The organism is Bradyrhizobium sp. CCBAU 51745 (assembly GCF_028128715.1).
Taxonomy (GTDB): domain Bacteria; phylum Pseudomonadota; class Alphaproteobacteria; order Rhizobiales; family Xanthobacteraceae; genus Bradyrhizobium; species Bradyrhizobium manausense.
Map to the genome: position 1 here is coordinate 507,126 of NZ_LBJP01000001.1, position 24,400 is coordinate 531,525.

General features: G+C 63.8%; 23 protein-coding genes. 5 read left to right on the forward strand and 18 right to left on the reverse strand.

The window, feature by feature from the left end:
• The first annotated feature begins 115 nt into the window (after nucleotides 1-115).
• Nucleotides 116-391, forward strand: a complete 276-nt coding sequence (locus XH98_RS02410) for a hypothetical protein (protein WP_271617696.1) — start codon at nucleotides 116-118, stop codon at nucleotides 389-391.
• 124 nt (nucleotides 392-515) lie between these two features.
• The gene (locus tag XH98_RS02415) at nucleotides 516-821 is read left to right on the forward strand and encodes a hypothetical protein (RefSeq protein ID WP_271602640.1); all 306 of its coding nucleotides are present in this window, start codon (nucleotides 516-518) and stop codon (nucleotides 819-821) included.
• A 396-nt stretch (nucleotides 822-1,217) separates the two neighbouring features.
• Here the strand turns inward: XH98_RS02415 and XH98_RS02420 are convergent, their stop codons facing one another.
• The 7 genes from XH98_RS02420 to XH98_RS02450 form a co-directional block, all read right to left on the reverse strand.
• Nucleotides 1,218-1,370: a hypothetical protein gene (locus XH98_RS02420; RefSeq protein ID WP_167353988.1), complete on the reverse strand. Its 153-nt coding sequence runs from the start codon at nucleotides 1,368-1,370 to the stop codon at nucleotides 1,218-1,220.
• A gap of 84 nt (nucleotides 1,371-1,454) precedes the next feature.
• Nucleotides 1,455-1,979: a septal ring lytic transglycosylase RlpA family protein gene (locus tag XH98_RS02425; RefSeq protein ID WP_271617697.1), complete on the reverse strand. Its 525-nt coding sequence runs from the start codon at nucleotides 1,977-1,979 to the stop codon at nucleotides 1,455-1,457.
• Nucleotides 1,980-2,132: 153 nt separating this feature from the next.
• Nucleotides 2,133-2,300, reverse strand: coding sequence for a hypothetical protein (locus tag XH98_RS02430; protein ID WP_271617698.1), 168 nt, complete (start codon nucleotides 2,298-2,300; stop codon nucleotides 2,133-2,135).
• 164 nt (nucleotides 2,301-2,464) lie between these two features.
• Nucleotides 2,465-4,978 (reverse strand): M56 family metallopeptidase, encoded by a 2,514-nt coding sequence (locus XH98_RS02435; RefSeq protein ID WP_271617699.1) that lies wholly within the window; start codon nucleotides 4,976-4,978, stop codon nucleotides 2,465-2,467.
• Nucleotides 4,959-5,366, reverse strand: a complete 408-nt coding sequence (locus XH98_RS02440; RefSeq protein WP_057750580.1) for a BlaI/MecI/CopY family transcriptional regulator — start codon at nucleotides 5,364-5,366, stop codon at nucleotides 4,959-4,961. Before XH98_RS02440 ends, XH98_RS02435 begins: the two co-directional genes overlap by 20 nt.
• A 254-nt stretch (nucleotides 5,367-5,620) precedes the next feature.
• On the reverse strand, nucleotides 5,621-7,273 hold the full coding sequence (locus XH98_RS02445; RefSeq protein WP_271617700.1) for an NAD-dependent malic enzyme: 1,653 nt from the start codon (nucleotides 7,271-7,273) through the stop codon (nucleotides 5,621-5,623).
• Between the two features lie 313 nt (nucleotides 7,274-7,586).
• A complete protein-coding gene (locus XH98_RS02450) occupies nucleotides 7,587-9,926 on the reverse strand; it encodes a mechanosensitive ion channel domain-containing protein (RefSeq protein ID WP_271617701.1) in 2,340 nt (779 codons plus the stop codon).
• Nucleotides 9,927-10,490: 564 nt separating this feature from the next.
• Between XH98_RS02450 and XH98_RS02455 the strand changes: the two genes are divergently transcribed.
• A complete protein-coding gene (locus XH98_RS02455) occupies nucleotides 10,491-11,375 on the forward strand; it encodes an MBL fold metallo-hydrolase (protein WP_271602635.1) in 885 nt (294 codons plus the stop codon).
• Nucleotides 11,376-11,674: 299 nt separating this feature from the next.
• Here XH98_RS02455 and XH98_RS02460 read toward each other — a convergent pair whose 3' ends face one another.
• The 11 genes from XH98_RS02460 to XH98_RS02510 form a co-directional block, all read right to left on the reverse strand.
• Nucleotides 11,675-12,712, reverse strand: a complete 1,038-nt coding sequence (locus tag XH98_RS02460; RefSeq protein ID WP_271617702.1) for a patatin-like phospholipase family protein — start codon at nucleotides 12,710-12,712, stop codon at nucleotides 11,675-11,677.
• Complete coding sequence (locus XH98_RS02465) at nucleotides 12,709-13,638, reverse strand: polyphosphate kinase 2 family protein (protein WP_271602633.1); 930 nt, start codon at nucleotides 13,636-13,638, stop codon at nucleotides 12,709-12,711. The genes XH98_RS02460 and XH98_RS02465 overlap by 4 nt, the downstream gene beginning before the upstream one ends.
• Nucleotides 13,598-14,617, reverse strand: a complete 1,020-nt coding sequence (locus tag XH98_RS02470; protein WP_271617703.1) for a branched-chain amino acid ABC transporter permease — start codon at nucleotides 14,615-14,617, stop codon at nucleotides 13,598-13,600. Before XH98_RS02470 ends, XH98_RS02465 begins: the two co-directional genes overlap by 41 nt.
• Nucleotides 14,614-15,495 (reverse strand): branched-chain amino acid ABC transporter permease, encoded by an 882-nt coding sequence (locus tag XH98_RS02475; protein ID WP_188100947.1) that lies wholly within the window; start codon nucleotides 15,493-15,495, stop codon nucleotides 14,614-14,616. Before XH98_RS02475 ends, XH98_RS02470 begins: the two co-directional genes overlap by 4 nt.
• Nucleotides 15,496-15,502: 7 nt before the next feature.
• Nucleotides 15,503-16,207: an ABC transporter ATP-binding protein gene (locus tag XH98_RS02480; protein WP_057747282.1), complete on the reverse strand. Its 705-nt coding sequence runs from the start codon at nucleotides 16,205-16,207 to the stop codon at nucleotides 15,503-15,505.
• Nucleotides 16,207-16,977 (reverse strand): ABC transporter ATP-binding protein, encoded by a 771-nt coding sequence (locus XH98_RS02485; RefSeq protein ID WP_271602629.1) that lies wholly within the window; start codon nucleotides 16,975-16,977, stop codon nucleotides 16,207-16,209. Before XH98_RS02485 ends, XH98_RS02480 begins: the two co-directional genes overlap by 1 nt.
• Before the next feature lie 15 nt (nucleotides 16,978-16,992).
• Nucleotides 16,993-18,315, reverse strand: a complete 1,323-nt coding sequence (locus XH98_RS02490) for an ABC transporter substrate-binding protein (protein ID WP_271602628.1) — start codon at nucleotides 18,313-18,315, stop codon at nucleotides 16,993-16,995.
• Nucleotides 18,316-18,408: 93 nt separating this feature from the next.
• A complete protein-coding gene (locus tag XH98_RS02495) occupies nucleotides 18,409-19,113 on the reverse strand; it encodes an NUDIX hydrolase (protein WP_271617704.1) in 705 nt (234 codons plus the stop codon).
• A gap of 29 nt (nucleotides 19,114-19,142) precedes the next feature.
• Nucleotides 19,143-20,168 carry an ABC transporter substrate-binding protein gene (locus tag XH98_RS02500; protein ID WP_271617705.1) on the reverse strand — a complete coding sequence of 342 codons (1,026 nt, stop codon included), beginning with the start codon at nucleotides 20,166-20,168 and terminating at the stop codon, nucleotides 19,143-19,145.
• Between the two features lie 72 nt (nucleotides 20,169-20,240).
• Nucleotides 20,241-21,026, reverse strand: a complete 786-nt coding sequence (locus XH98_RS02505) for an ABC transporter permease (RefSeq protein ID WP_271602625.1) — start codon at nucleotides 21,024-21,026, stop codon at nucleotides 20,241-20,243.
• Nucleotides 21,026-21,844 carry an ABC transporter ATP-binding protein gene (locus XH98_RS02510; RefSeq protein ID WP_057747262.1) on the reverse strand — a complete coding sequence of 273 codons (819 nt, stop codon included), beginning with the start codon at nucleotides 21,842-21,844 and terminating at the stop codon, nucleotides 21,026-21,028. The genes XH98_RS02505 and XH98_RS02510 overlap by 1 nt, the downstream gene beginning before the upstream one ends.
• Before the next feature lie 144 nt (nucleotides 21,845-21,988).
• Between XH98_RS02510 and XH98_RS02515 the strand changes: the two genes are divergently transcribed.
• Entirely contained in the window at nucleotides 21,989-22,771 is a 783-nt protein-coding gene (locus XH98_RS02515) for an ATP-binding cassette domain-containing protein (RefSeq protein ID WP_271617706.1), read from the forward strand.
• Nucleotides 22,768-24,327, forward strand: a complete 1,560-nt coding sequence (locus XH98_RS02520) for an ABC transporter permease/substrate-binding protein (protein WP_271617707.1) — start codon at nucleotides 22,768-22,770, stop codon at nucleotides 24,325-24,327. The genes XH98_RS02515 and XH98_RS02520 overlap by 4 nt, the downstream gene beginning before the upstream one ends.
• Nucleotides 24,328-24,400: the final 73 nt, after the last annotated feature.

Below are 24,400 nucleotides of genomic sequence, written 5' to 3' on the forward strand. Positions count from 1 at the left end.
GAACCTTTTCGCGGCCGCCGCGTTGTCGGTGCATGGCATTGAGATGCAGCGATGGGTAATGGGCCCTGGCACGCAAGGCTCGCGTGCCAGGGTTCTTTTTGCGTGAGGCGGGGCGATGGGGGACGCATCATCTTCGGCGACAAAGGTCGATTTCAGCGCGCTCGCGGTGCTGCAGAAATGGCCGTCTCTCGGAAATCAGCGCCGGCCGGACCGCGAACCCTATCAGGTCAGCGAGGGCACGCTCGATGCCTGCATCACGGCATTCATGCAGAAGCCAGCACCATCAAGGCATCTCTATGAAATCCGCACGGCGGCACAGCCGCCGCTGGTGACCGATATTCTCTCGCCCGAGCACGTCATCGAGCTGTCGCGCTTGAGAGAATTTCTCTGAACCGCAGGTGAACACCGCGGCCTGCCTTGCAACGAACGTCTTATCCGCATCCCGGAATCTGCAGGAACATTCTTCCTAATTTTCCCGTTAATGGAGATCGGAAAGCCGAGACGTGAGCAATCCAATGCTTGAAGCTGGCGTATCCTCCCCGGTCGTGCCCTATGGCGCCGACCAGACTCTGTTCGTGGTGATCGATCGCCTCGACGAGACCACTGAAATTCGCGTCGAGCGAAGCGATCTCGATGCAGCGATCAACGAGCTCGTCGCGGGCTGCTTCAACGATCCCATCAAGGTGATCTCGTTCAACACGCTCGAGCACTGGATGAAAGACATCTCGACCGATGTTGTCGATGAAATCCAGGCGCGCTGCGATATCGACGGCGTGACGCTGCCTGATTATCTCAGCGATTTCGTCGAGAGCCATAGCTGAGCGCGCGGCCATCGCGACATGCTTGCGGCAACAAAAAGCGCCGCTTCCGCGGCGCTTTTTCGCGTCTGCATCACGCTCTCAATGATGCCAGAAGATTGCCAGCAGCAGGATGATCGGCAGCGGCACGCCAAGCAACCAAAGCAAAGCACCTCGTCCAAAGCCCATGATTTCCTCCTCCATGGTCATGACTGACATGACGCCGGAGCGAAGAAGAAGTTCCGCAGCTATCGGAGAGGGCAAATGCGTTCAGAGCATGGATCTAAAGCGCGATAAGATTGGGTTGAATCGTCAGCGCGCTTTGGCTCCTTGTTTGAGCATGATCTCCGCGCAAACACGTTCCGCTGATGTCGCGAGGGAAAACCGCTTCACGCTTTTCCGGATCATGCTCTCACGGCGTCAGCCGCGCCGTCTGGCGGCGATGACCTCGATCTCGCGGCGGCGCTCGCCGGCGAAGGTCAGCAGCTTTTCGATCGTGGGCGTATCCGTGATCCGTTTGGCAAGCCGCTCGGCGCGCGCCGCCTGATCTTCAAGATACTGGATCGTGTTCAAGCGGCGTCTCCCCCAAAGCCACGAATTGCAGGACGCCCATGGTGCGGGAGAGCCGCTAAAAGTCGGTTAAGCGCGGATCATGCTCTATCGCACGACATCGAGCCTGACATTGGCGAGGCCCTTGTCGACCATGCCGAGCGCCTCGGCCGCGGACGGCGAGATATCGACGACGCGCCCGCGCACAAAAGGCCCGCGGTCGTTGACCCTGACGGTCACGAAGCGGCCGGAGGAGACATCGGTGACGCGCAGCTTGGTCCCGAACGGCAGCGTGGGATGGGCCGCAGTCATTTCGTTCCTGTCGAACCTCTCCCCGCTCGCGGTCTCCGTGTCCGAATAGAAGCTCGCCAGGCCCTGCGCTCCCGTCGATTTGGCGTTCGCTGTCGCGCTGGACCGATGCGGCCTGTAGATCGGTCGTGGATGCAGCGCCGCGACGCGGTGCGGGTGCTCGATTGCAGCCTGCTTCGTGGTTGGAGCGAGATCGGCCCTCTGGCGGCCACCCGGTGATTGCGCGCAGGCGGCGAGCGATGCGGCCCCCATGATGGCGAGCAGCAACCGGGACGCGGTTGCCGGCGAAGCCAGGGTCGTTTCGGCACGTGCAATGCAAGACATGATGCGCCCTCCGAACACGCCCTGAGTTTCGGTGGGCAATGAGGGCAGAACCTTGGCTGAACAAAAGCGGCCTTGCGGCCGCCATCGTTTCGCGCCGGCTGTGATGAATCCACCACAGTCACCTGTCCTGAATCGAGACAAAATGGCGAGAAATCAGCCCGATACGACGCGCCAGATGACCGGGCGCGGCTCCGGCCGCACCTCGCCGGTCTCGACGTCACCCCTCATGAGCCGCGCGAGCTCGCGTCGATAGAGCATCCGCCAGCCGGTTTTCAGGCTGGCAAGAAAGTCGAGCTCCCGCTGCGTCAGCATGCACATCATGAACCCGATCCGCCTGCGCGCCGCACTGTGGTCCCAAGTTGGCGGCTGTATCCTTTCGCGGCAAACTACCAAGCGTAGTGTTACACAACGTAACGCTTGCGGCGGGTGGGCGCAAGCCGGGATCGGTGGCCTCGGCTCCCGATCACGGCAACGCGAACGCGCAGCTAGAAATTCGGCCCGAGCGCGATCTTGGTGATCGTCCCGTTCCTGACACCGATGCGCCATTCCGCCGAGCCGTTGGCGAACTGGGCGAGATAGATGTCGCTGTCGAGCGCGGTCACGCCGCGGAACGAGACGGCACGGAGCGCACCGAGCCGCGCCAGGATCGCCTGGTCGAACGGAAGCTGCGCACGCGTGACGTTGGCGACCTCGGTCGTCATATGATCGTAGTCGGGCCGCCCCTTGCCGACACCCTCGATATACTGCCGCAGCATCGCCTCGCCATTGGCGATCGGAACGGCACGACGCGCGGCGCGCCCCAGCCGCGTCCCGAGATTCGCGGCCTCGACATTGTGGAAGCGCGTCTGCCGCCCCGGCACCAGGATCTCCACGCATTTCCCTGATTTGTCGGCAATGACCCACGGATTGTTCACGGTGGTCAGCGTCACCCAGGTCATGTCTGACCTGACGACGCTCTGCGCCTTGCGTTCGCCATTCGCATCGAGATTGAAGACCTGAATGTCGTCCTCGGTCTCGTTGTAGAGCATGATCCGGATCGGCGACGTGCCGGCACGGCCGCGCACATTCGCCTCTTCCGAACAGGGGACGATGCCGCCGAGCTCGTCATTGCCGTCGGGTCGGAAGATCACGTCACCTGCCTTGCCGTCGGGCTCGATCAGCAGACGGAACTCCGCGGTGCCGTTCTCGAACTTGGCGCCATAGATGTCGTAGCCACCGGGCCCGACGCCGCGGAAGAAGATCGACTCGACCGCGCCGAGCGCGGCGAAGGTCGCGCGCAATTCATCGAGGCGACGACGGATGTTGTCGGCGAGCGGCGCGCTCATCCGATCATAGCTCGGCGTGCCGCGGCGCATATCCTCGATCCCTTTCAGGATCATCTCCTTGCTGCCGGCCGCGGGGACCTGCTCCCTGAACCTGTCAGGCACTTCCGCGAGGCGGCGGGCGAAGTCGGCCTCGATCGCCTGGGCCTGCGCCGCGTCGATCCGCGAGGCCAGGCGCGCGCCGGACGCGACGTTCTGGACCAGCACGCGAGACACGCTCGCCTGTTCATCACGCAGGAAGATCAGGAGATGATCGCCGTGGACGGAGAAGGCGTCGGTGCCTTCAGGCAGCGCCAGTGATCGGCCCTGCCCGGTCTCCTGCACCTGCAGACCTTCGCCGTCGCGCCTGACGGTGAGCACGCGGTTCGGCGCGATCCTGTACCAGCCGACATATTGATCAAGCGACGCCGGACCTGTCGTCGGCGCCGGCATGGCGGCGACGTGGACGGCCCGCACGTCGCGGCCGTGCATGTGCAGCGTCAGCTCGGACGAGCGATGCTGCAGATCGATGGGAAACGTGATCTCGCCGAATGACGCCGCGTAGGACACGGTGCCGTCGCCCGCAACGGCCAAGGGCTGCCTGCGCTGGCCGGTGAGCTGCCCATAGAGCTCGTCGCCCTCGCGGAAGACCGCGAACACCGAAGCCGGACCCATGGCGTAGAAATTCACTGACGGATGGTAATGCTCGGCCGGCACGAGACCGAGATCAGCCCCGGCGGGTACAGGATCCGGCATGCGGTAGGCGATCATGCCGGCCGACACGATCACGACGGGCACGATCGACGCCGCGATCCACAGCCGCTTGCGCCAGCCGACCGCCACGGGCATGGCAGCGGCAGCGATGATGCGCTCGACCCGCGCGCGCACGGTCGAGACTTGCGCCATCGCAAGCTCCATTGGCCGCGGCTTCACGGACGTCGCGACGTCGAGCAGGATCTCCGCATAGGACAGCCGGTCGTCGATCATCTCGATGGCGCGGGCGTCGCTGATGATCTCGGCAAGCTCGGCCAGACGCGCCAGCTGCCACCACGAGAACGGGCTGAACCAGAACATCGCGCGATTGAGCGAGGCCAGCAAAAGAACATAGAAATCGCCATTGGCAACATGCGCGCCCTCATGCGCGAGCACCGCGAGGCGCTTCTTGGCGTCCCAGCCGAAAAACTGCGGCGGCACCAGGATGGTCGAGCCGAAGGTGACGGGGCCGCCGACGTCGCGGCTGACGCGCACGTCCGCGCCGATCATGCCCTTCACCGGCTTTGCGGCGCGCACCAGACGCCAGGTCAGGCACAGGCCGATGGCGAGCCGCATCAGCAACAGGGCGGCGACGCAGGCATAAACGGTGGTGGCAACCGTCCACCCGTCGATCGAGATGCCGTGCTTCGCCATCGGAGCGATGGCAGTGCCAGGCGCGATCGGCAGGGACGGCGGCGGCCGGTCCAGCATCGCGATATCGGCCGGCCAGGCTTCATCCGTCACCGGCGTGGACAAGGGCAGCCGGTCGAGGGTGAGCGTCGGCCAGTGCATCACGAACGGCATCGCCAGCGATGCCAGCAGCACGACCACCCACACCGTCATGTGCACGTGCGGATTGCGCACGCGAAACACGGTGAGACCGATCCAGACGACGCCTCCCAGCGCAAAGGAGCGCAACGCCGCCTCAGCCAGAGCTGCGATCATTCCTTTTTACTCCCCTCGCCTTCTTCGCCTTGGCCACCTGGTCCGCCAGCGCGCGCAATTGCTGCTGGTCGAGCATCGCATTGTCCACCATGCCGACGAGGACTTCCTCCATCGAGCCGTTGCAGAACCAGTCGACGATGCGCTGCACCGCCTTGGCCGCGACCCGGGCACGCGCCTCGGTGGCGTGGTAGACGTAAGTGCGTCCGTCAACCGTGTGGCGAGCATAGCCTTTTTCTTCGAGGCGGCGCAGCACCGTCCGCACCGTGGATTCCTTCAGACGCCGCGACAGGCGCTCGCGCACGATTTCGGCCGTGACCGGCCCATGGGCCCATACTATCTGCATGACCTCGTGCTCGAGATCGCCCAGGTCGGGCAAACGATCGTCCATGGTGGCTGACCTATTGAGATTCTTGTAACGCTACGGAGCGTCGCACATAAGGCCACGGCAGACAATCGCGATTCCGGGCGTGGCGGGCAGCTTGCTTTTCGGCCGTCCTTCGAGACGCCCGCCTGCGGCGGGCCCTCAGGATGAGGTGGTGCTTGCGGCGAGATATGAGACCCTCATGGTGAGGAGCCCGCCAAAGCGGGCGTCTCGAACCATGCAGGCCGAGCTTTCCCGGCAGTCTCCAGCCGTCCCAGGCCTCAGTATTTCGGCTCGTACATCTGCGACTGGACCAGGCCCTTGACGTCGTTGGGCGCGGGCCCGCCCGCAAGCCCCCGCTGATAGGCGACATCAGCCACGGCCGCCGCGATGCGCGCCGAGACCTCCCGTATGCGCGGCAGCGCCGGATACAGGCTGCCCTGATCGAGATCCTCCTTGCCGACGCAATTGGCGAGCGTATGAGCGGCTGCCATGAACATCTCGTCGGTCACGAGCCGCGAGCGGCTGGCGATGACGCCGAGGCCGACGCCCGGGAAGATGTAGGAGTTATTGCCCTGGCGCGGCACGAAGGTGCGGCCATTGAGCGTGACCGGGTCATAGGGACTGCCGCAGGCGAACAGCGCCCGGCCCTCGGTGTAGCGATAGGCATCCTCCGCCGAGCACTCGGCCTTCGAGGTCGGATTGGACAGCGCGAACACGATCGGCTGCTCGTTGAGCTCGGCCATCGTCTTGAGCACCTCGGGCGTGAAGGCGCCGCCGACCGCGGCGACGCCGATGATGGCCGTCGGCTTCAGCGTCTTGATCGCGGTAAGGAAGTCGGCGATCGGCGCCTGGTCGGTGTGGGCATAGCGCAGCTTGTGGCCGGAGAGGCCGTCGCGGCCGCTGACGACGAGGCCGCGGGAATCCACCAGCCAGTTGCGCCGGAGTGCCTCGGCTTCCGTTGCGCCCTCCGCCATCATGGCGGAGACGACGAGATCGGCGATGCCGGTCGCTGCCTCACCCGCACCCAGGAACAGGATGCGCTGATCCCGGAGCTTGCCGCCGTTCACTTTCAGCGCCGAGAACAGGCCGGCGAGCGCGACGGCCGCGGTACCCTGGATGTCGTCGTTGAAAACGCAGGCCTCGTCCCGATACTTGTGCAGCAGCTTGAACGCCGAATGATTGGCGAAATCCTCGAACTGGATCAGCACGCCGGGGAAGGTCTGTCGCGCGGCGGTCATGAACTCGTCGACGAAGCTGTCATAGGCTTCGCCCGTAAGGCGCCGCTCGCGCAGGCCGAGATAATAGGGATCGCTCAGCAATTCCTCGTTGTTGGTGCCGACGTCGAGCACGATGGGCAGGCACGCTTCCGGATGCACGCCGGCGCAGGCCGAATAGAGCGACAGCTTGCCGACGGGAATTCCCATGCCATTGGCACCGAGATCGCCCAATCCCAAGATGCGCTCGCCATCGGTGACGACGATCAACTTGGCCTGATAAGGCCAGTTCTTCAGAACCTCGCCAATCTGACCGCGCTCGCGCGAGGAGATGAACATGCCGCGCGGGCGCTGAAAGATCAGGCCAAACTTCTGGCAGGCGAGCCCGACCGTCGGGGTGTAAATGATCGGCTGGATCTCATCGATGTTGTCGACGACAACACGAAAGAACAGCGCTTCGTTGCGGTCATGCAGCGCATTCAGGGCGACGTATTTTTCGAGGTCGGTCGGCAGCGAGCGTAGATTGATCAGCACGCGCTCGACCTGCTCCTCGATCGTCAGGACGCAAGCTGGCAGCAAGCCGCGCAGCCCGAGTGCATCGCGCTCGGCTTCCGTGAAGGCCGTGCCCTTGTTGAGCAGGGGATCGCGCAGCAGCGTCATGCCGTGCGTGGTGTCGGATGATATCGAATGGGCGCTGACCCGAGCAGGTCTATTCACGAATTCCCCCAGGGAGTTTCTTATTGAAGGGCAGGCATTGTCCGCCACCGTCCCTCTGAGATCAAGGACGTTGCCCCCTGGGCCGCGATTGTGATCTCGCACCGCAGCGAGACTTTCGCGGGGGATCCGCAGGTTATTCTCTCCCCTCGTCATTCCGGGACGCGACGAAGTCGCGGGCCCGGAATCCATCAGGCCGCAGAACTGTCGTGCGATGGATTCTCAGGTGCGCAATTGCGCACCGTAGTACGCGCTGACGCGCGCCCCGGAATGACCGGAAATCCTCAGGAGGCAAGCCGGAAAATCCGCAGCGCGGTTATCCGGCCGCCCGTCTCGGCGTCAGGTTGGCGGCAAGATCGGCCGGCGGCGCGACATGCATCAAAATGGTCTGGGTCGCGGATGCGACCTCGATGCCGTTCTGCTGGAAGCGCTGCTTCATGCGACGGTTGAATTCGCGCTGGACCGGCCAGCGGCCGGTCTCGGTGCAGCGGATCTGACCGACGATCGACACCATCGCACCATCGACCTTGTCGATGCCCCAAAGCTCGAGGTCACCGCGGATCAGCGGGCGGAATTCGCTCTCGCGGCGCATCTCCTCGACGATGTCCTTGAGGATCTGGCCGGCGCGATCGGTGTCCTCCTTGTAGGCGACATTGACGCTGACGGAGGCGTTGCCGGCGCCGCGGCTGGCATTGGTGATGGTCGTCACCGCGCTGAACGGCACGATGTGCAGGGCGCCGTCGCCCGCACGCAGGCGAATGGTGCGGATCGAGACGTTCTCGACCACGCCTGTGAGCCCCGACACGCTGACCGTGTCGCCGACTTGCACCGTGTTCTCCAGCAGCAGGAACAGGCCTGTGATGAGATCCTGCACCAGTTTCTGCGAGCCGAAGCCGATGGCGATGCCGACGATGCCGGCGCCCGCGAGCAGCGGCGCGACATTGACGCCGATTTCGCTGAGCGCGGTGAGGCCGACGACGGTGGCGATGAGGCACAACAGCGCCGTGCGCAGCATCGGCTGGAAGGTGCGCAGCCGCGCGGCGCGGGCATAGTGCCCGTCGCGCGACAGCGTGTTGATCTGGCGATCCAGCAGTGCATTGCTGGCCTCCCAGATCGCCGCGGCGATGACGACGGCGACGCCGATCGTCGCCACCGCCGACAGCAGCCGGCCGCCGATCTGGCCGCCATAGAACCAGACGATGGCGTCGACGCCCCAGACCTCGAGCACGGCGACGAAGCCGATGAAGGCAATGACGCCGGAGACGATCCTGCGCAGCAGCGGCAGATAGCGATTGGCGCGGATTTCCAGGCCAGGAAAGCGATGGAGAATTTCCGGCTGGATGCGGAAGCCGCGGTCGATCAGGCTCAGCGTCACCATGATGGCGACGCGTGTCATCAGCGCCACCACGACGGTCCCGACGAAATATTGCAGCAGCAGCGAATAGCCATTGCGGATGTTCAGCGCCCAGACCGCCCACAGCGCGAGGTCGAGCGCGATTGCAAGATAATGCCAGCCGCCGGCGATGCGATTGCGCAGACGCGCCGCAATGCCCTGCCGTTCGGCGGGCGAGCGAATGGCGTCGGCCACCTGACGGCGGCATTGCAGAATGATGACCACGATGAAGAGATGGACGACCAGCATCACCATGCGCAGCAGCGCGGCATAGCCGGTGCGGGGCAAGCCGAGCAGGAGGGCGACATTGGCAAGGGCGATGCCGGACACGCCAACGCCGACGATGCGGCGGGCCCAGATCTCGACATAGGCCGCGGTCTCGGCTCGGACCGGAAACAGGCCGAACGGTCCCGCCAGGGCACGGACGATGCAGATGAGCCCGCGTGAGAACGCATAGGCATTGACGACCGCGAGGATCACGAGACGGACCGTTGCGGGTTCGCCGATCTCTGTTCCGAGCAGCGCGGTCGAAAGACTGACGAAAACGAACGCCGGCAGCAACTCGAGCACGAGCCGTCCGAGCACCAAGGGCAGCCGCAGCAGCAATTGCCAGACGCGAGCGAGGCTGTGACGGTGCCTGTGCAATTCGGCCGCGGGAGTGACCTCAGTGACCGATGACGGCGGATCTGCAATGGGAAGCGACTGGGCCGACAGGCGTGCGGTCTGCGGCACTCGTCCTTCGAGGAAGGCAACGGGACGCCGGATCAGGCGGACAATCACCCATTCCGCCGCGAGCGCGCAGCCGAACACCAGTGCCAGCTTCCAGGCGATCTCGATCAGCAAATGATAGGCATCAGGGTCATTCGCGGTCCGCACGATCCAGTAATAGAATGCCGGGAAATTCGTGAGCGTCCGCGCCATGTCGGCAACGTCGCGCGAAATCTCGCCGATCTCCTCGGACACGGTCAGCAGAAGCTGTGCGCCGAGTCCATCGGACGAGAGCGGGATTGGCGACTTCTGCTCCGGCTCCGGCGCCGGCGGCCGCTGTTCGCCCGACGCATTGGCGATCGCGCGCAGTGTGTCGATCATCAGCGCGCGCTTCTTGTCGTCCTGAAGCGTCTCCAGCGCCCGCTTGGCCTCGTCGGGCGACAGTGAGGCCGCGCTCTTGGCGGCGGGCGCAGGCGGCTCTGCCTGGACGGGGGAGAAAGATGAGAGCGCGAGAAGGAAGGCTGCGACAAGCACCGAGGCGAACTTATGCGACACGCGGATTCCCTAAAAAATGACATGCGCTGGCAGCGGTCGAATCGTCGCCGCACCAAACGCATGCGTCATGTCGGAAGCCGCTATTCGCCCCGATCGTATGTCGGAAGTTTGCCGGTGAGGCGACGATCTCTAGGCATTTCATCTCATGCAGCGAACGCGTCGAAAACGCACAGCGCCGGGCAGGTAGGGGCTCTGCCTTACTGTCTGCAGCCCACTAAACCTTGACCCGGCGTGCCGTTCGCGGTTTCTGCCGCTATGCGATAGTCCGAACGAGCTCCATCGCACTTAACGCGGCTGGATTTGCGGAGGTGGAGTCATAGACCTCCCCTTGCTCATGAGGTGGACGTTACGCGTCGCGCTGATCGCGACCACAGCCATGCTCCTCCCATGACATAAAACTGTCAAGCGGGATCAATGTCGCCAAGGATCACATTTGCACAGCTGTTCCGGGACAGACTGACCGCATAGGAGCCGCGTAGGAGCGCGGAATAAATCCCTCTCCGCAGCGTTTGTGTGAAAGACGATCTCCGCCTCCCTCGCCCTCCCTTTTTCAGAAAGCCAGAGATGAAAGCATTATCCTGCATCGCCGCTCTCGCGGTCCTCGTCACCGGTTCAGCTCTCGCGCAGACGCCGCCGCAGACCTCGACGAAGAAAGTAGAGGGCACCGACAATGTCTACATCTTCCGCTATGGCGGCCATCAGTCGATGTTCGTGGTGACTCCGAAAGGCGTGATCGCGACCGACCCGATCTCCTATTTGCGTCCGGCAAAGCCCTATATTGACGCGATCAAGGCCGTGACCGACAAGCCGATCAAATACGTCATCTACAGCCACCACCATTACGATCACATCGCCGGCGGCCAGCCGTTCAAGGATCTCGGCGCCACCTTTATCGCGCATCGCCGCACCAAGGAGCGGCTGCTCGAGCTCAAGAAGCAGAATTCGCTTCTAGCCGATGTCGTGATGCCGGACCAGTTGGTCGACAACCAGAAGATCATCACGCTCGGCGGCACCACGCTGGAGCTCGACTATGTCGGCCGCAACCATTCCGACAATTCGCTGGTGATGCGGCTGCCGAAGGAGAAAATCATCTTCGTGGTCGATTTCGCGCCGATCGAATCCGTCCAGTTCCGCAACATCCCAGATAACGCCTCGCCGCTGGAATATATCGCCTCGCTGAAGAAGCTGGCCTCCCTCGATTGGGAGCGGATGATCCCCGGCCATCCCAGCGCCGGCGGCCGGCTCGGCACCAAGAAGGACGTCGAGGACGACATTGCCTACATGGAAGATCTCTCGGCGGAGGTGAAGAAAGCCGCCGATGCCGGCAAGTGCTTCGACACCGCGATGAAGGAAGTGAAGCTGCCGAAATACGAGAAATGGGCGAATTACGAGGCGGGCCTGCCCGCCAATGTCGAGCGCTTCTGCTACTGGTGGGGACGCGGCTATTAGGAGCTTGCACAGGCGCGACGAGCTTCGCTCGCGCTGAAATCGTAGGGTGGGCAAAGGCGCGTAAGCGCCGTGCCCACTATCCGTCTCGGATACAGAACGTGGGCACGCTTGCGCGTTGCCCACCCTACGAGAGCTGTCGATGATGACATCATGCCCCTGTTTTGCCCGACGGATCAACCAATTTTTCTAAAAATCCGAATCTCGAGCGCATTCGCCGGCAAGCTATTGATTCCATGACCCAAGGCTACTGTGCATGGGGTTGTTTTCGAACTTTTTATCGATGGCCGGCTCTCGGCGGCCTAGAGAAACATGTCCGTCAGGTCGACCGTCGAGGACTTTCCGATCCGGTCGAAGTTTTGCGTCAGCCAGCTTCGCGCGGCCTCGCGGCCCTCATCGCGCAGACGACACAACAGGCTCCATTCGGGATGGAACTGGGTCGCCGTTCCGAGCTGCGACATCAGCTGGTCGTTTCCGATCCAGTGCATGAACATGCGGCTGTGCGTATTGGGATCGAGCTCGCCCTCGTCGATGAGCCGGGTCGCGAAGGCAATCGCGCGCATCTCGCGCATCAGTGATGAGTTGAAGCTGATCTCGTTGATGCGATGGAGGACGTCGGCGGCGCTTGCCGGAAGCTCGTCACGCCGGATCGCGGTCACCTGCACGATGATGACGTCGTGACTGCCCTTGCGATAGATCAGCGGAAAGATCGCGGGATTCCCCAGATAGCCGCCATCCCAATAGTGCTCGCCGTCGATTTCGACCGCCTGGAAATAGGGCGGCAGGCAGGCCGACGCGAGCACGGTCTCTGCGCTGAGCAGCGGCGTCTGGAACACCTTGATCTTGCCGGTTCGGACATTGGTGGCGTTGAGAAAGAGCTGCGGTGCGTCCGGCGACGAATTGAGCCGGTCGAAATCGATCACGCGTTGCAGCAAGGACCGGAGCGGATTGAAGTGGAACGGGTTGAGCAGGTTCGGTGGCACCGTGTGCGTCAGCGTATGGATGAAGGCGTGGACGGGGTGATATTCCGGCGGCAGCTTGAGGGCCTGGATCACCTGGTTGACTGGTGAAAACAGGTCATAGAGCTGGTCCATCCGCGAGACCTCGAACCAGAACGCATGCAGGTTCTGCCGCGCCGCCTCGGCTCCGCCGATGGCCATGCCCGAGGCGAGCGCCACCGCGTTCATCGCGCCCGCGCTTGTGGCGCTGATCGCCTCGATCGCGAGCCTGCCGTCCTCGAGCACCTGGTCGAGCACGCCCCAGACGAAGGCGCCGTGCGCGCCGCCGCCCTGCAGCGCGAAGTTGACGTTCTTCTGGTTCCTGGTCTCGGGAGCGGTCACTTCTTGCGCTTCCTTCCTCCCTTCCCCTCGCTCTCCAGCGCTTTGCGGACCTCGGCAAACTCACGCAGCGAAGCCTTGTCGGCACGGGGGAAGCGCAGGTCCAGCTTTTCAAGCTCCGCCACGATCACGGAGCCTATCACAACGCGGGCGAACCATTTGTGGTCGGCGGGCACGACATACCAGGGCGCATGCGGCATTGCGGTGTGGCGCACGATGTCCTGATAGACCGCCTGGTAGCGCGGCCACAGCGCGCGCTCCTTGATGTCGTCCATCGAGAATTTCCACTGCTTGCCTGGGTCCTCCAGCCGATCGAGAAAGCGCCTGCGCTGCTCCTCCTTGGAAACGTTGAGGAAGAATTTCAGCACCACGGTGCCGTTGCGCATCAGGTAGCGCTCCCATGCGGCGATGTCCTCGAACCGTTCCCTCCAGATGTTCTTGGTGACGAGCCGCTGCGGCAGCTTTTCCTTGGCGAGGAGCTCCGGGTGCACGCGCGTCACCAGGCATTCCTCGTAATGGGAGCGATTGAAGATGCCGATATGGCCACGCTCCGGCAACGCGACCACGTGACGCCAGAGGAAGTCATGGTCCAGCTCCTTGCTGCTCGGCGCCTTGAAGGCGGAGACCTCGCAGCCCTGCGGATTGATGCCCTCGAAGATCGCCTTGATCGCACTATCCTTGCCGCCGGCATCCATGGCCTGGAACACGATCAGCACCGACCAGCGGTCCTGGGCGTAGAGCTTCTCCTGGAATTCGACGAGACGCTTCTTGTTGGCATCGAGAATCGCCTGCGCCTTATCCTTGTCCAGATCACCCTTCTCGTTGGTCTTGTAGTCCTTCAGGTGAAACTTGCCGGACCCGTCATGGCGGAATGGCGTGATGTAGCGGTCAAGTTCCTGGGCGAGCGATTTGGACGGCTTTTTGCTCATGAGCGCGGGGCACCTTGCGTTGCGGCTTCAATCGATCGAGCAGGCTACCAAGGATGCCCTTGGGAAGAAATATGATGAAAAGCACCAGCAGCACGCCGTAGACGAGATTGTCCCAGCCGACCGCCTTGGTGCCGAAGCCGATCCGCAAGGTTTCCGCGAGCAGGATGGTGATGACAGCACCGACGGTGGGGCCAAGCGACACGAACAGGCCGCCGACAACGGCCGCGAACACCATCTGCAACGACACTGCGATGCCGCTGACCGTGTCGGGCGTGATGAACATCTGGTACTGGCAATAGATCGCGCCGGCGAGCGCGGTCATCAAGGCGCTGATCAGCGTGATCTTCAGTTTCTCCGCGGTGACATTGACGCCAGCGGCGGCCGCGGCGTCCTCGTCCTCCGAGATCGCCTCCAGCGCATAGCGGCTCATGCTGCGATCGATCAAATGCCAGACGACGATGCCGATAAGCCAGACCGCAAGCGCGATCAGATACCAGCTGGTCTTGTCGTCGAATTGCAGCGCCGCCAGCTTGTTGCCGGACGCCCGGTTCGGCGTGTAGCCGAGCGAGCCGCCGGTGTAATCGCGCGTCGCCGTGATGACCTGAAGCACGATGCCTGACAGCGCCAGCGTCACCAGCACGAAATAGTGCCCGGTGATGCGGAAGCGGAAGCAGGGATAGCCGACGATCAGCGCCAGCGCGCCGGCTGCGACCATGCTGACCGGAATGCCGATCCACGGCGACAGGCCGAGGTGATTCCACAGCAGCGCGGTGACATAGGCGCCGATGCCCATGAAGCCGCCGTGCCCGAGCGAGACCAGGCCGAACCGCCCCATCATCGACCATGATGTGTAGGCGAACGACCAGATCAGGATCAGCACCAGGATGTGCAGATGATAGGGATCGCGATAGACGAAGGGCAGCGCGACCAGCGCCGCCAATCCGATCCCCCATGCCGCAAGCCGTCCCTGCCCCGTCATCGCCGCCTCGCGAGCAGGCCCGCGGGCCGGATGAACATCATCACAATGAAGAAGGCAAAGGCGAGCACGTAGCCCCATTCGAGATCGGAGAACAGGCCGCCGAGCGAAATGATCTCGGCGAACACGAAGGCCGCGATGAAGCCGCCGATGAAATTGCCGAGACCGCCGAGCACGCAGATCAGGAAGGTGATCGGCCCGAAGGAGAGACCGACGAAGGGGTGCACGTCATATTGCAGCACCAGGAGGCAGGCGGCGAGCCCGGCCAGCCCGCCGCCGATCGCGGAGGTAATGAGATAGATGCGTTTGGTATCGACGCCCATCAGCGCCATGATCTGTCGGTCCTGCGAGATGGCGCGGATCGCGGTGCCGGTGAAGGTGCGGGTCATGAACAGATAGACCGCGACCATGCCGACCAACGCCGCCAGGAACGAGAGGAGGCGCGCGTAACTGAAATTCATGTCGCCGAAGGCGAGCACCGGCAGGCGGATGCCAAGGTTGCGGAAGTCGATGCCGAAAGCGACAGTGGCAAAGCTCTGCAGCACGAACAGCACGCCACCGGTCGCGAGCAGCTGGTTGATCGGCGGCGCGGTCAGCAGCGGCGCGATCACGAGGTAATGCAGGAGCGCGCCGAGGATCGCGACGAGCAGGATGGTCAGGGGCGCCGCGATGAAATAGCTGATGCCGTAATACTGCACCATGAAATACATGGCGTACATTCCGATCATCACCAGTTCGGCGTAGCAGATCCAGGTGACGTCGATGACGCCGAAGATCAGGTTGAGCCCGAGCGCAAGCAGCGCCAGCACGCCGCCAAGCAGGATGCCGTTGATCACCGCTTCCAGCAGGTAGATGTCGAAAATGTCCAGGACCGCCTGCATATGCGCCTCATACCCCCAGATACGCTTCCTTGACCGTGTCGCTCGCCAGCATCTCGGCTGAAGTGCCTGAGCTGCGAATCGTGCCAGCCTCAATCAGATAAGCACGATCGACCACACGCAGCACCTGCTGCACGTTCTGCTCGACGATCAGCACCGTCAGCCCGCTGGCCCGGATCCGCTTCACCAGCTCGAACACCTGCTGCACCACGACCGGCGCCAGCCCGGCGGACGGCTCGTCGAGAAGCAGAAGTTTTGGGTTGGACATCAGCGCACGGCCGATCGCGCACATCTGCTGCTCGCCGCCCGACATGGTGCCGGCCATCTGATGGCGGCGCTCCTTCAGCCGGGGAAACAGGTCGAACACGACCTCCAGCCGCTCGGCATAGCGACCGCGCGCCTCCTTCATGAAGGCACCCATCTTGAGATTATCGTCGACCGAGAGCTGCGGAAACAGCCGCCGGTTCTCCGGCACATGCGCAATGCCAAGGCTGACGATCTGGTGCGCCGGCGTAGCAAGAACGTCGACGCCCTCCATCGCGATCGATCCGCGCGAAGGTCGGATCAGGCCGGAGATGACACGCATCAAGGTGGTCTTGCCGGCGCCATTGGGTCCTATGACGCCGACGGCCTCACCAGCCTTGACGTCGAGATCGACGTCGAACAGCGCCTGGAAGGTGCCATAGCCGGCGTTGACGCCACGCAGCTCCAGCATCATTGGCCTCCCGCGCGACGGCGGGCTTCGGCGGCCGCTGCCTGGGTGGTCTCGGCATCAGTGCCGAGATAGACCTCGATGACGCGGGGGTCGCCGGCAACCGCGCTCGGCAGCCCTTCCGAGATTTTTTCGCCGTGATCGAGCACCATGACGCGGTCGACGACGCGCATCAACACGCCCATGATGTGCTCGACCCAGATGATGGTGATGCCGAGCTCGTCGCGGATGTTGCGCAGCATGTCCGCCGCCTGGTCCATCTCGGTCTCGTCGAGACCGCCGAGGCTCTCGTCGGCAAGCAGAAGCTTTGGCGCGGTGGCGAGTGCTTTCGCAAGCTCGAGCTTCTTCAAACCGGCCGCGCCGAGGCCGTCGACGCTGGCCTGGCGATCGGTCGGCAATCCTACCATCCTAAGCGAGCGCTCGGCCGCCTCCTCGGCCTTGGCGCGGCTATGGCGGCCCTGGCCATAGAAGCCGGCAAGGGCGACGTTCTCGAAAATGGAGAGGCGACGGAACGGCCGCGGGATCTGGAAGGTGCGACCGATGCCGCGGTTGATGATCCGGTGCGGCGCGAGGCCTGCGATCTCCGAGCCATCGAACCGGATTGATCCGGCGCTCGGCGAAAGCGTCCCTGAGAGCATGTTGAAGATCGTGCTCTTGCCCGAGCCGTTGGGGCCGATCAGGCCGACAATCTCGCCCCGCCCGACCCTGAACGACACGTTGTTGACGGCGGTGAAGCCGCCGAACCGCTTCACCAATCCGTTCACTTCCAGCACCGCCCTGCTCCGCCGCTACTGGTTGCCGTAGGTGGTGCCCTTCGGCAGCGGCAACACGGCTTCGCGCTGCGCCTGACTCTTGGGCCACACCACCCAGGACTTGTCGTCGATATACTGGATCACGACAGGGAACGAGCGCTCGTTCTGCCCCGCCATTGGCGTGCCCTCACCGAAGAACTTGACGCCGAAGCCGAGCATGGTGCCGCCCTCGGGGATATCGGTATCGAGCGCAGCCTTGCGCAACGCCTCCGGATCAACCCCGCCATACTTCTTGATCGCGCGCGGCAGCACGTCATCCATGAAGACGTAGGTGTTGGACGCGCCGATGCCGACATGAGCCGAGCGGATAGCGACGCCGGGCTTGATCTTGTCGAACTCCTCGCCGACCATCTTGATGACGGGCGCGAGCTTCGGATCCATGGTCTTCTGGTTGGCGAGCCAGATCGAGATCGGATCGGTGTTGAAGATATAGCTTGCGTCAGCACCCATCCCTTCCTTGAGCTTTTCGTAGACGCCGTAGCCCGCGCCGTGGCCGACGAGCGCTGCGAACTTCAGCCCCTGCTCGCGCGCCTGCCGCAACAGCAGCGTGATATCGGGGTTGTAGCCGGTGTGGAAAATGACATCAGGCTTGGCACGCTTGAGCTTGGTCACCAGCGCGGAGAGATCCGGCGCGGTGGCCGAATAGCCCTCCTTCAGCACGATGTTGAAGCCGGCCTTCCTGGCGCCGGCCTCATTGCCCTTGGCGACGTCGACGCCATAGGAGCCGTCCTCGTGGATGATGGCGACGCGGAGGTCCTTCGGCTCCTTGCCCAACTTCGCCTGAGCGTTCTGCGCAATGAAATCCATCGTCATCGCCCCGAACTGATCGCCGCTGGCCTGCGGACGGAAGACGTATTTGTAGTTCTTGTCGGCGAACACGGCAGACGAGATGCAGGTCGTCATCCACATGAACTTCTTGAGCTGCTCGACGCGGGCGGCCACCGGCACGCATTGCGCCGAGGAGAAGAAGCCGAGCACCATGTCGACCTTCTCCTGCTCGAGCAGGCGAACGGATTCGTTGATGGCGATGTCGGGCTTGCTCTGTGCGTCGGCGTAAACAGCCTCGACCTTGTAGCCCTCGACGCCGGTCTTGGTGAAATGGTCGAGGATGATCTTGGTACCGAGATATTCGAGCTCAGAGCCGCCGCCCGCGAGAGGGCCGGTCAGGTCGAAAATCACGCCGATCTTGATTTTCTTGTCCTGAGCCTTGTCTTCAGCCTTGGCCGAAGCCGTCAGGCCCATCGTCGCAATTGCGATCAACAGCCCACGTACCAAGCGGGCAGCCATGCGCAGGCGCATCTAAACCTCCCTGGACGATTATGCGTCGTATTCTTGTTGCTTTTGCTTTTTGCCCATCACATGGGCTGCGCGCGGCGATGTCAAGCCTCGCGCTCAGCGCGAGGCGAACTGCTGCTCGACGAAGGTCGTGACAAATCGCGGCATGGCCGGCGTGAGATCGCCCATTCCGCGCACGAGATGAATGGCCGACAGTTCGGGCTCGGTCTCGCGTGCAAGATTGGCCTCGATCCGGGCGCGGGCCACGTCGCCCGGCACATCAAGGTTGAGGACCTGTATCATTGCAATCGAGGGGCCCGTGACGATGCAGTGCCAATCCGGCTCGGCCCAGTAGTCGGCCGTGGTCAGCCCGGTCTCTTCCCCGAGTTCTCGGATGACACTGCCGGGAATGTCGAGCACTCCCTCCGTGACGTCATCGAGGTCGGGCGTACCCGAGGGGAAATAGATGCGGCCGGCATTCGCAGTGTGGTGCGCCATCTCGCCCATAATGAAGGCGCCGTCCGAGGCGCGCAGCGCGCCCATGCCAAAGCCGTTGAACACGGCCTTGTCGGGAAAGCCCCAGTCGCGCCAGGCGAGGAAACTGGCGAAATCGGTCTCGAAATAGGTCGCGGCAAGATGACCGTCGCCAAACACGGCATCGCGCCCGAGCAGGACACGGCCGTTCCAGAGCTTCGGCCGCTCACGCTGCTTCTCGGCGAAATGCGCCGCGATCTCGGCGCGCCGTTCCTGCGCGAACGGCCAGACGACCGGCCGCACGGCAAGGTCGAGCGTCGTGACGCGATGAATGACCAATGACGTCATGACGCCTTGTTACTACGACTTCGCGTCAGTTATTTGGCGCTTCCCGTGGTCTTCTTGGCCTGGTCGACGAACTTGTTGGTAAATGTCTTGTTGACGTCGATCTTGGCGTTCGCGACCTCCGGCGAGCCGACGCTGAACACCGCGAGCACGGCATCCGCGCCCTTCGGGTCCATCTTGCCGGTCTCGGAGAACATCGGGATCGTGTTCTTCAGCGCAGCGAGATAGAGGTCCTTGTTCTTGCCGACCATCTCCTCCGGCATCTTCGCCATGATCTCCTCGGGAGAGTGCGAATGGATCCAGGCGAGCGTCGACAGCATCGCGTTGGTGAGCGCCTGCACCTCCTTCTCGTGGCCAGCGACCCAGGCCACCGTCGAGTATAGCGCGCCACCCGGATATTCACCGCCGAAGGTCTCGAGCGTGTCCTTTTGTGTCCGGGTGTCGCTGAGGATACGCAAGTCCGGATGGCTGCCCTTGAGCACCGTGACGGAGGGATCGAGCATCACCGCGGCGTCGATTTGCCCCTGCTCCATCGCAGCCACCGCGGTGGCGCCGAGGCCGACGCCGATGACGGCGGTACCGGCGGGGTCGAGACCATTCTTCTTCAGGAGATATTTCAGGAAGAAATCGGTGGAGGAGCCGGGTGCGCTGACGCCGACCTTCTTGCCGGCAAGATCCTTGATCGACTTGATGTCGGCCGTATGCGAAGGCGCCACCACCAGCACGAGGCCGGGATAGCGGTCATAGACCACGAAGGCCTGCAACTCCTGCTTCTTGGCGGCCAGGTTGACGCAATGGTCGAAATAGCCGGATACGACGTCGGCGCTGCCGCCGAGCACGGCCTTGAGCGCGTCCGAGCCGCCCTTGAGGTCGACCAGATCGACATTGAGGCCGGCCTTCTCGTACTCGCCAAGCTGCTTGGCAAGCACCGTCGGCAGATAGCACAGGCACGCGCCGCCCCCGACCGCAACGGTGACTTTGCTTTGCGCTGCGGCAAGCGAGGTGGTGAGCGTCAGCGCAAGCAAGGCGCCGGCGAGCCTGGCAATCGTGTTCTTCATTGGTTTCCTCCGTTCGGCTGGCGGCACCATAGAGCAGCAGGGTGGGCTTGAGAAGGCGACTAACGGATACGCCTACCCGCGGCCGTCTACGGTCGGCCGCCAGACCAGCAGACGCCGCTCCACCAGCGTGACCCCGAAATCGATCAGGATGACGAAGGCCGACAGCACGAACATGCCGGCGAACACCCCGGCGACATCGAACACGCCCTCGGCCTGCTGAATGAGATAGCCAAGGCCGGCCGCCGACCCCAGATATTCGCCGACGACGGCGCCGACCACGGCGAAGCCCACTGACGTGTGCAGCGAGGAGAACATCCACGACAGCGCCGACGGCCAATAGACGTGCCGCATCAACTGCCCCTCGCTCATGCCGAGCATGCGGCCATTGTCGAGCACGGTGCGGCTGACTTCCTTGACGCCCTGATAGACGTTGAAGAACACGATGAAGAACACCAGCGTCACGCCGAGCGCAACCTTGGACCAGATGCCGAGGCCCAGCCACAGCGCGAAGATCGGCGCCAGCACCACGCGCGGCAACGCATTGACCATCTTCACGTAAGGGTCGAACACGGCGGCAACCAGGGGCTGGCGCGCGAACCAGAAGCCGATGAGAACGCCGCCGAGCGATCCGATCACGAAGGCCAGGATCGATTCCATGAGCGTAATGCCGAGATGCTTCCAGATCACGCCGGAGACGAACCATTTGACGATCTGATCGAACACATCGATCGGATTGGAAAAGAAGAACGGCGGCAGCAGGATCTTGCCGAACACCGGCACCGTCGACAGCAACTGCCACAGCACGATGCCGACGATCGCGACCAGGAGCTGCAGCGCAAGCAGCGAGACGCGCGACATCAGACCGCCTCCGCCGCGTGGGTGGATTGCGCGTAGCCCTTCATCACCTCGTCCTTGAGCACGCTCCAGATCTCGCGATGCAGCGCATGGAACTCCTTGTCCAGCCGCACCTCGAAAATGTCGCGCGGGCGCGGAAGCGTGACGCGCCAATCGCCGATGATGCGCGAGGACGGCCCCGCCGACATGATCACGACGCGGTCGGCGAGCGCGATGGCTTCCTCTAGGTCATGGGTTACGAACAGCACGGCCTTGCGGTCGGCATTCCAGAGATCGAGCAGCAGATTGCCCATGACTTGCCGCGTCTGCGCATCGAGGGGCCCGAACGGCTCGTCCATGAGAAGAATTTTGGGATCGCGGATCAGGACCTGCGCCAGCGCCACGCGCTTGCGCTGGCCGCCTGAGAGCATGTGGGGATAGCGGCCCGCAAAGGCGCCGAGGCCCACGGACGTCAGCCATTTCTGCGCTTGGGGTAGCGCCTCGGCGCGCGCCGTGCCCCTGATCTCGAGGCCGATGGCAACGTTGTCGAGCGCGGTCTTCCAGGGGAACAGCGCGTCGGCCTGGAACAGATAGCCGGCATCCCGGTTCAGCCCCGCGAGCGGCCGATCAAAAATCCTGACGCTGCCGGCGGCCGGCTTGAGCAGGCCGGCGGCGACGTTGAGCAGCGTCGATTTTCCGCAGCCGGTCGGCCCGACAATGGCGACGAACTCGCCCTGGGCGACCGTGAGATGGGCCTTCTCCACCGCTGTATAGACCCGCCCGTCCCCCAGCCGGAACGCAACCTTGGCATCTTCCAGCGCCACTGCCGTGGGCGTTGTCATATGTTCCCTCCAAACTTCGCTTGATGCCTTAGCCGCTCGCGCGACCAAGTTCAATCAAGCGGCCAGGCATGCTACGCATGGGCCTTGGCCCTGCTCTCACCCTCCCTGGAGGGGGAGGGTAAGAGAACAGCGAGCCCGTCAGCGATGCCTTCCAAGCCGGCGATCAGCTACCGAAACGTCAGCAAGAGCTTCGGCGCCCTCAGGGCCGTCGACGATGTGTCGCTCGACATCGCCGAGGGCGAGCTTCTGGCCGTCGTCGGCCGCTCGGGCTCGGGCAAGACGACGCTGCTGCGGCTCGCCAACCGGCTGATCGAGGCCGATGGCGGCACCATCACGGTCGAGGGCAGGAACGTGCAGGACATCGATCCGGTCGCACTGCGGCGCCGGATCGGCTACGTTTTCCAGAGCGGCGGGCTGTTTCCCCATCTGAGCGTCGCCGACAATATCGGGATCACGCCAAAACTGCTCGGCGCGCCCGCAGCCGAGATTGTCGCGCGCGTCGACGAGTTGATCGAGCTGATGCAGCTCGACCGTGCCTCCCATCGCGACCGGCTGCCGGAAGCGCTCTCGGGCGGCGAACGCCAGCGCATTGGCGTGGCGCGGGCGCTGGCCGCCAAGCCCCGCATCATGCTGATGGACGAGCCGTTCGGCGCGCTCGACCCCCTCACCCGCGACGCCCTCGGCGAGGATTTTCGCGAGCTGCACCGCAAGCTCGGCCTGACCACCGTCATGATCACGCATGATATGACGGAGGCGATCTTGCTCGCCGACCGGATCGCGGTGATGCGCGGCGGAAGGCTGCTCGCGCAAGGTACGCCGGCGGAGCTGTCAGCGAGCAGCGATGCCTATGTGCTGGAATTGCTGCGCACGCCCCGCCGCCAGGTCGAGCGGCTGAACGCGCTGCTGCGACAGGGCGGTGCGGCATGAGCCTTTTCAACGATCCGCGTTGGGGCGAGGCGCTGTCGCATCTGCCCGACTATCTCGGCAATCATGTGCGGGTGAGCCTCGCCGCGCTCGCGCTTGGCCTCGTTGTCAGCCTGCCGCTCGCCATCCTGACGCGCAATCGTCCGGCGCCGCGCGCCATCCTGCTCGCCCTCGCCAGCATCGTGCAGACGGTGCCGGGGCTGGCGCTGCTCGCATTGTTCTACCCGCTGTTGCTGTTCGCGGCCTCGGTGACGCTGAAATGGTTCGGCGTTTCCTTCTCCGCGTTCGGCTTCCTGCCTGCGATGCTGGCGCTGGCGCTCTATTCGATGCTGCCGGTGCTGCGCAACGGCATCACCGGACTGAACGGCATCGACCCCGCATTGATCGAAGCCGCCAAGGGCGTCGGTATGACCCCACGGCAGTCGTTGGTCATGGTCGAGCTGCCGCTGGCGCTGCCGGTGATGATGGCCGGCATTCGCACCGCTGCGGTGTGGGTGATCGGCACCGCGACGCTGTCGACGCCGATCGGGCAGACCAGCCTCGGCAATTACATCTTTGCCGGACTCCAGACCCAGAACTGGGTGTTCGTGCTGTTCGGCTGCGTCGCCTCGGCCCTGCTGGCGCTCGCCGTCGATCAGCTGCTCGGCCTGATCGAGAGCGGCCTGCGTCAGCGCGGCCGCTTGCGTACCGCGCTCGGCGCGACTGGGATCGCGGCGCTGGTTGCGGCGACGCTGGTTCCGACGATGGGACGCTCGTCGTCCGGCTACGCTGTCGGCGCGAAAACCTTTGCCGAACAATATGTGCTCTCGGCCCTGCTTCGCGACCGCCTCCAGGCCGCAGGCCTCTCCGCAACGGCGCGATCCGGCCTCGGCTCGAGCGTGGTCTTCGGGGCGTTGAAGGCCGGGGATATCGATCTCTATGTCGATTATTCCGGCACGCTCTGGGCCAATCAGTTGCACCGCACCGATATCAAGCCGCGCGCAGAACTGGTGGCGGAGTTGAAGACGGCGCTCGCCAAGGACAACATCACCCTGCTCGGCGAGCTCGGCTTCGAGAATGCCTATGCGCTGGTGATGCCGAAAAAGCGCGCCGACGCGCTCGGCATCCACACCATCGCCGATCTCGCCCCGCACACCTCGACGATGTCGATCGCCGGCGACTACGAGTTCTTCTCGCGACCGGAATGGGCGGCGTTGCAGAAGGCTTACGGCCTTCAGTTCGGCGCGCAGCGCCAGATGCAACCGGACTTCATGTATGCGGCGGTGGCGAGCGGCGAGGTCGACGTGATCGCGGGCTATACCAGCGACGGCCTGATCGCGAAATATGATCTGGTGGCCCTCGACGATCCCAAGCAGGCGATCCCGCCCTACGACGCGATCCTGCTGCTGGCGCCGAAGCGCGCCGGCGACGAGCGGCTCAAGGCGGCGCTGAGCCCGCTGCTCGGTAAGATCGACATCTCCACCATGCGCGAGGCAAACCTGCGCGCCAGTGGCAACGATGCGAACTCCTCGCCGGATGCGGTCGCGAAGTGGCTGTGGGAGAAGGTCGGCGGGCGATAAGGTGAGATTCGTAGGGTGGGCGAAAGCGCATAAGCGCCGTGCCCACGGTCTCTGGATGCGTGTGAGAAGTGGT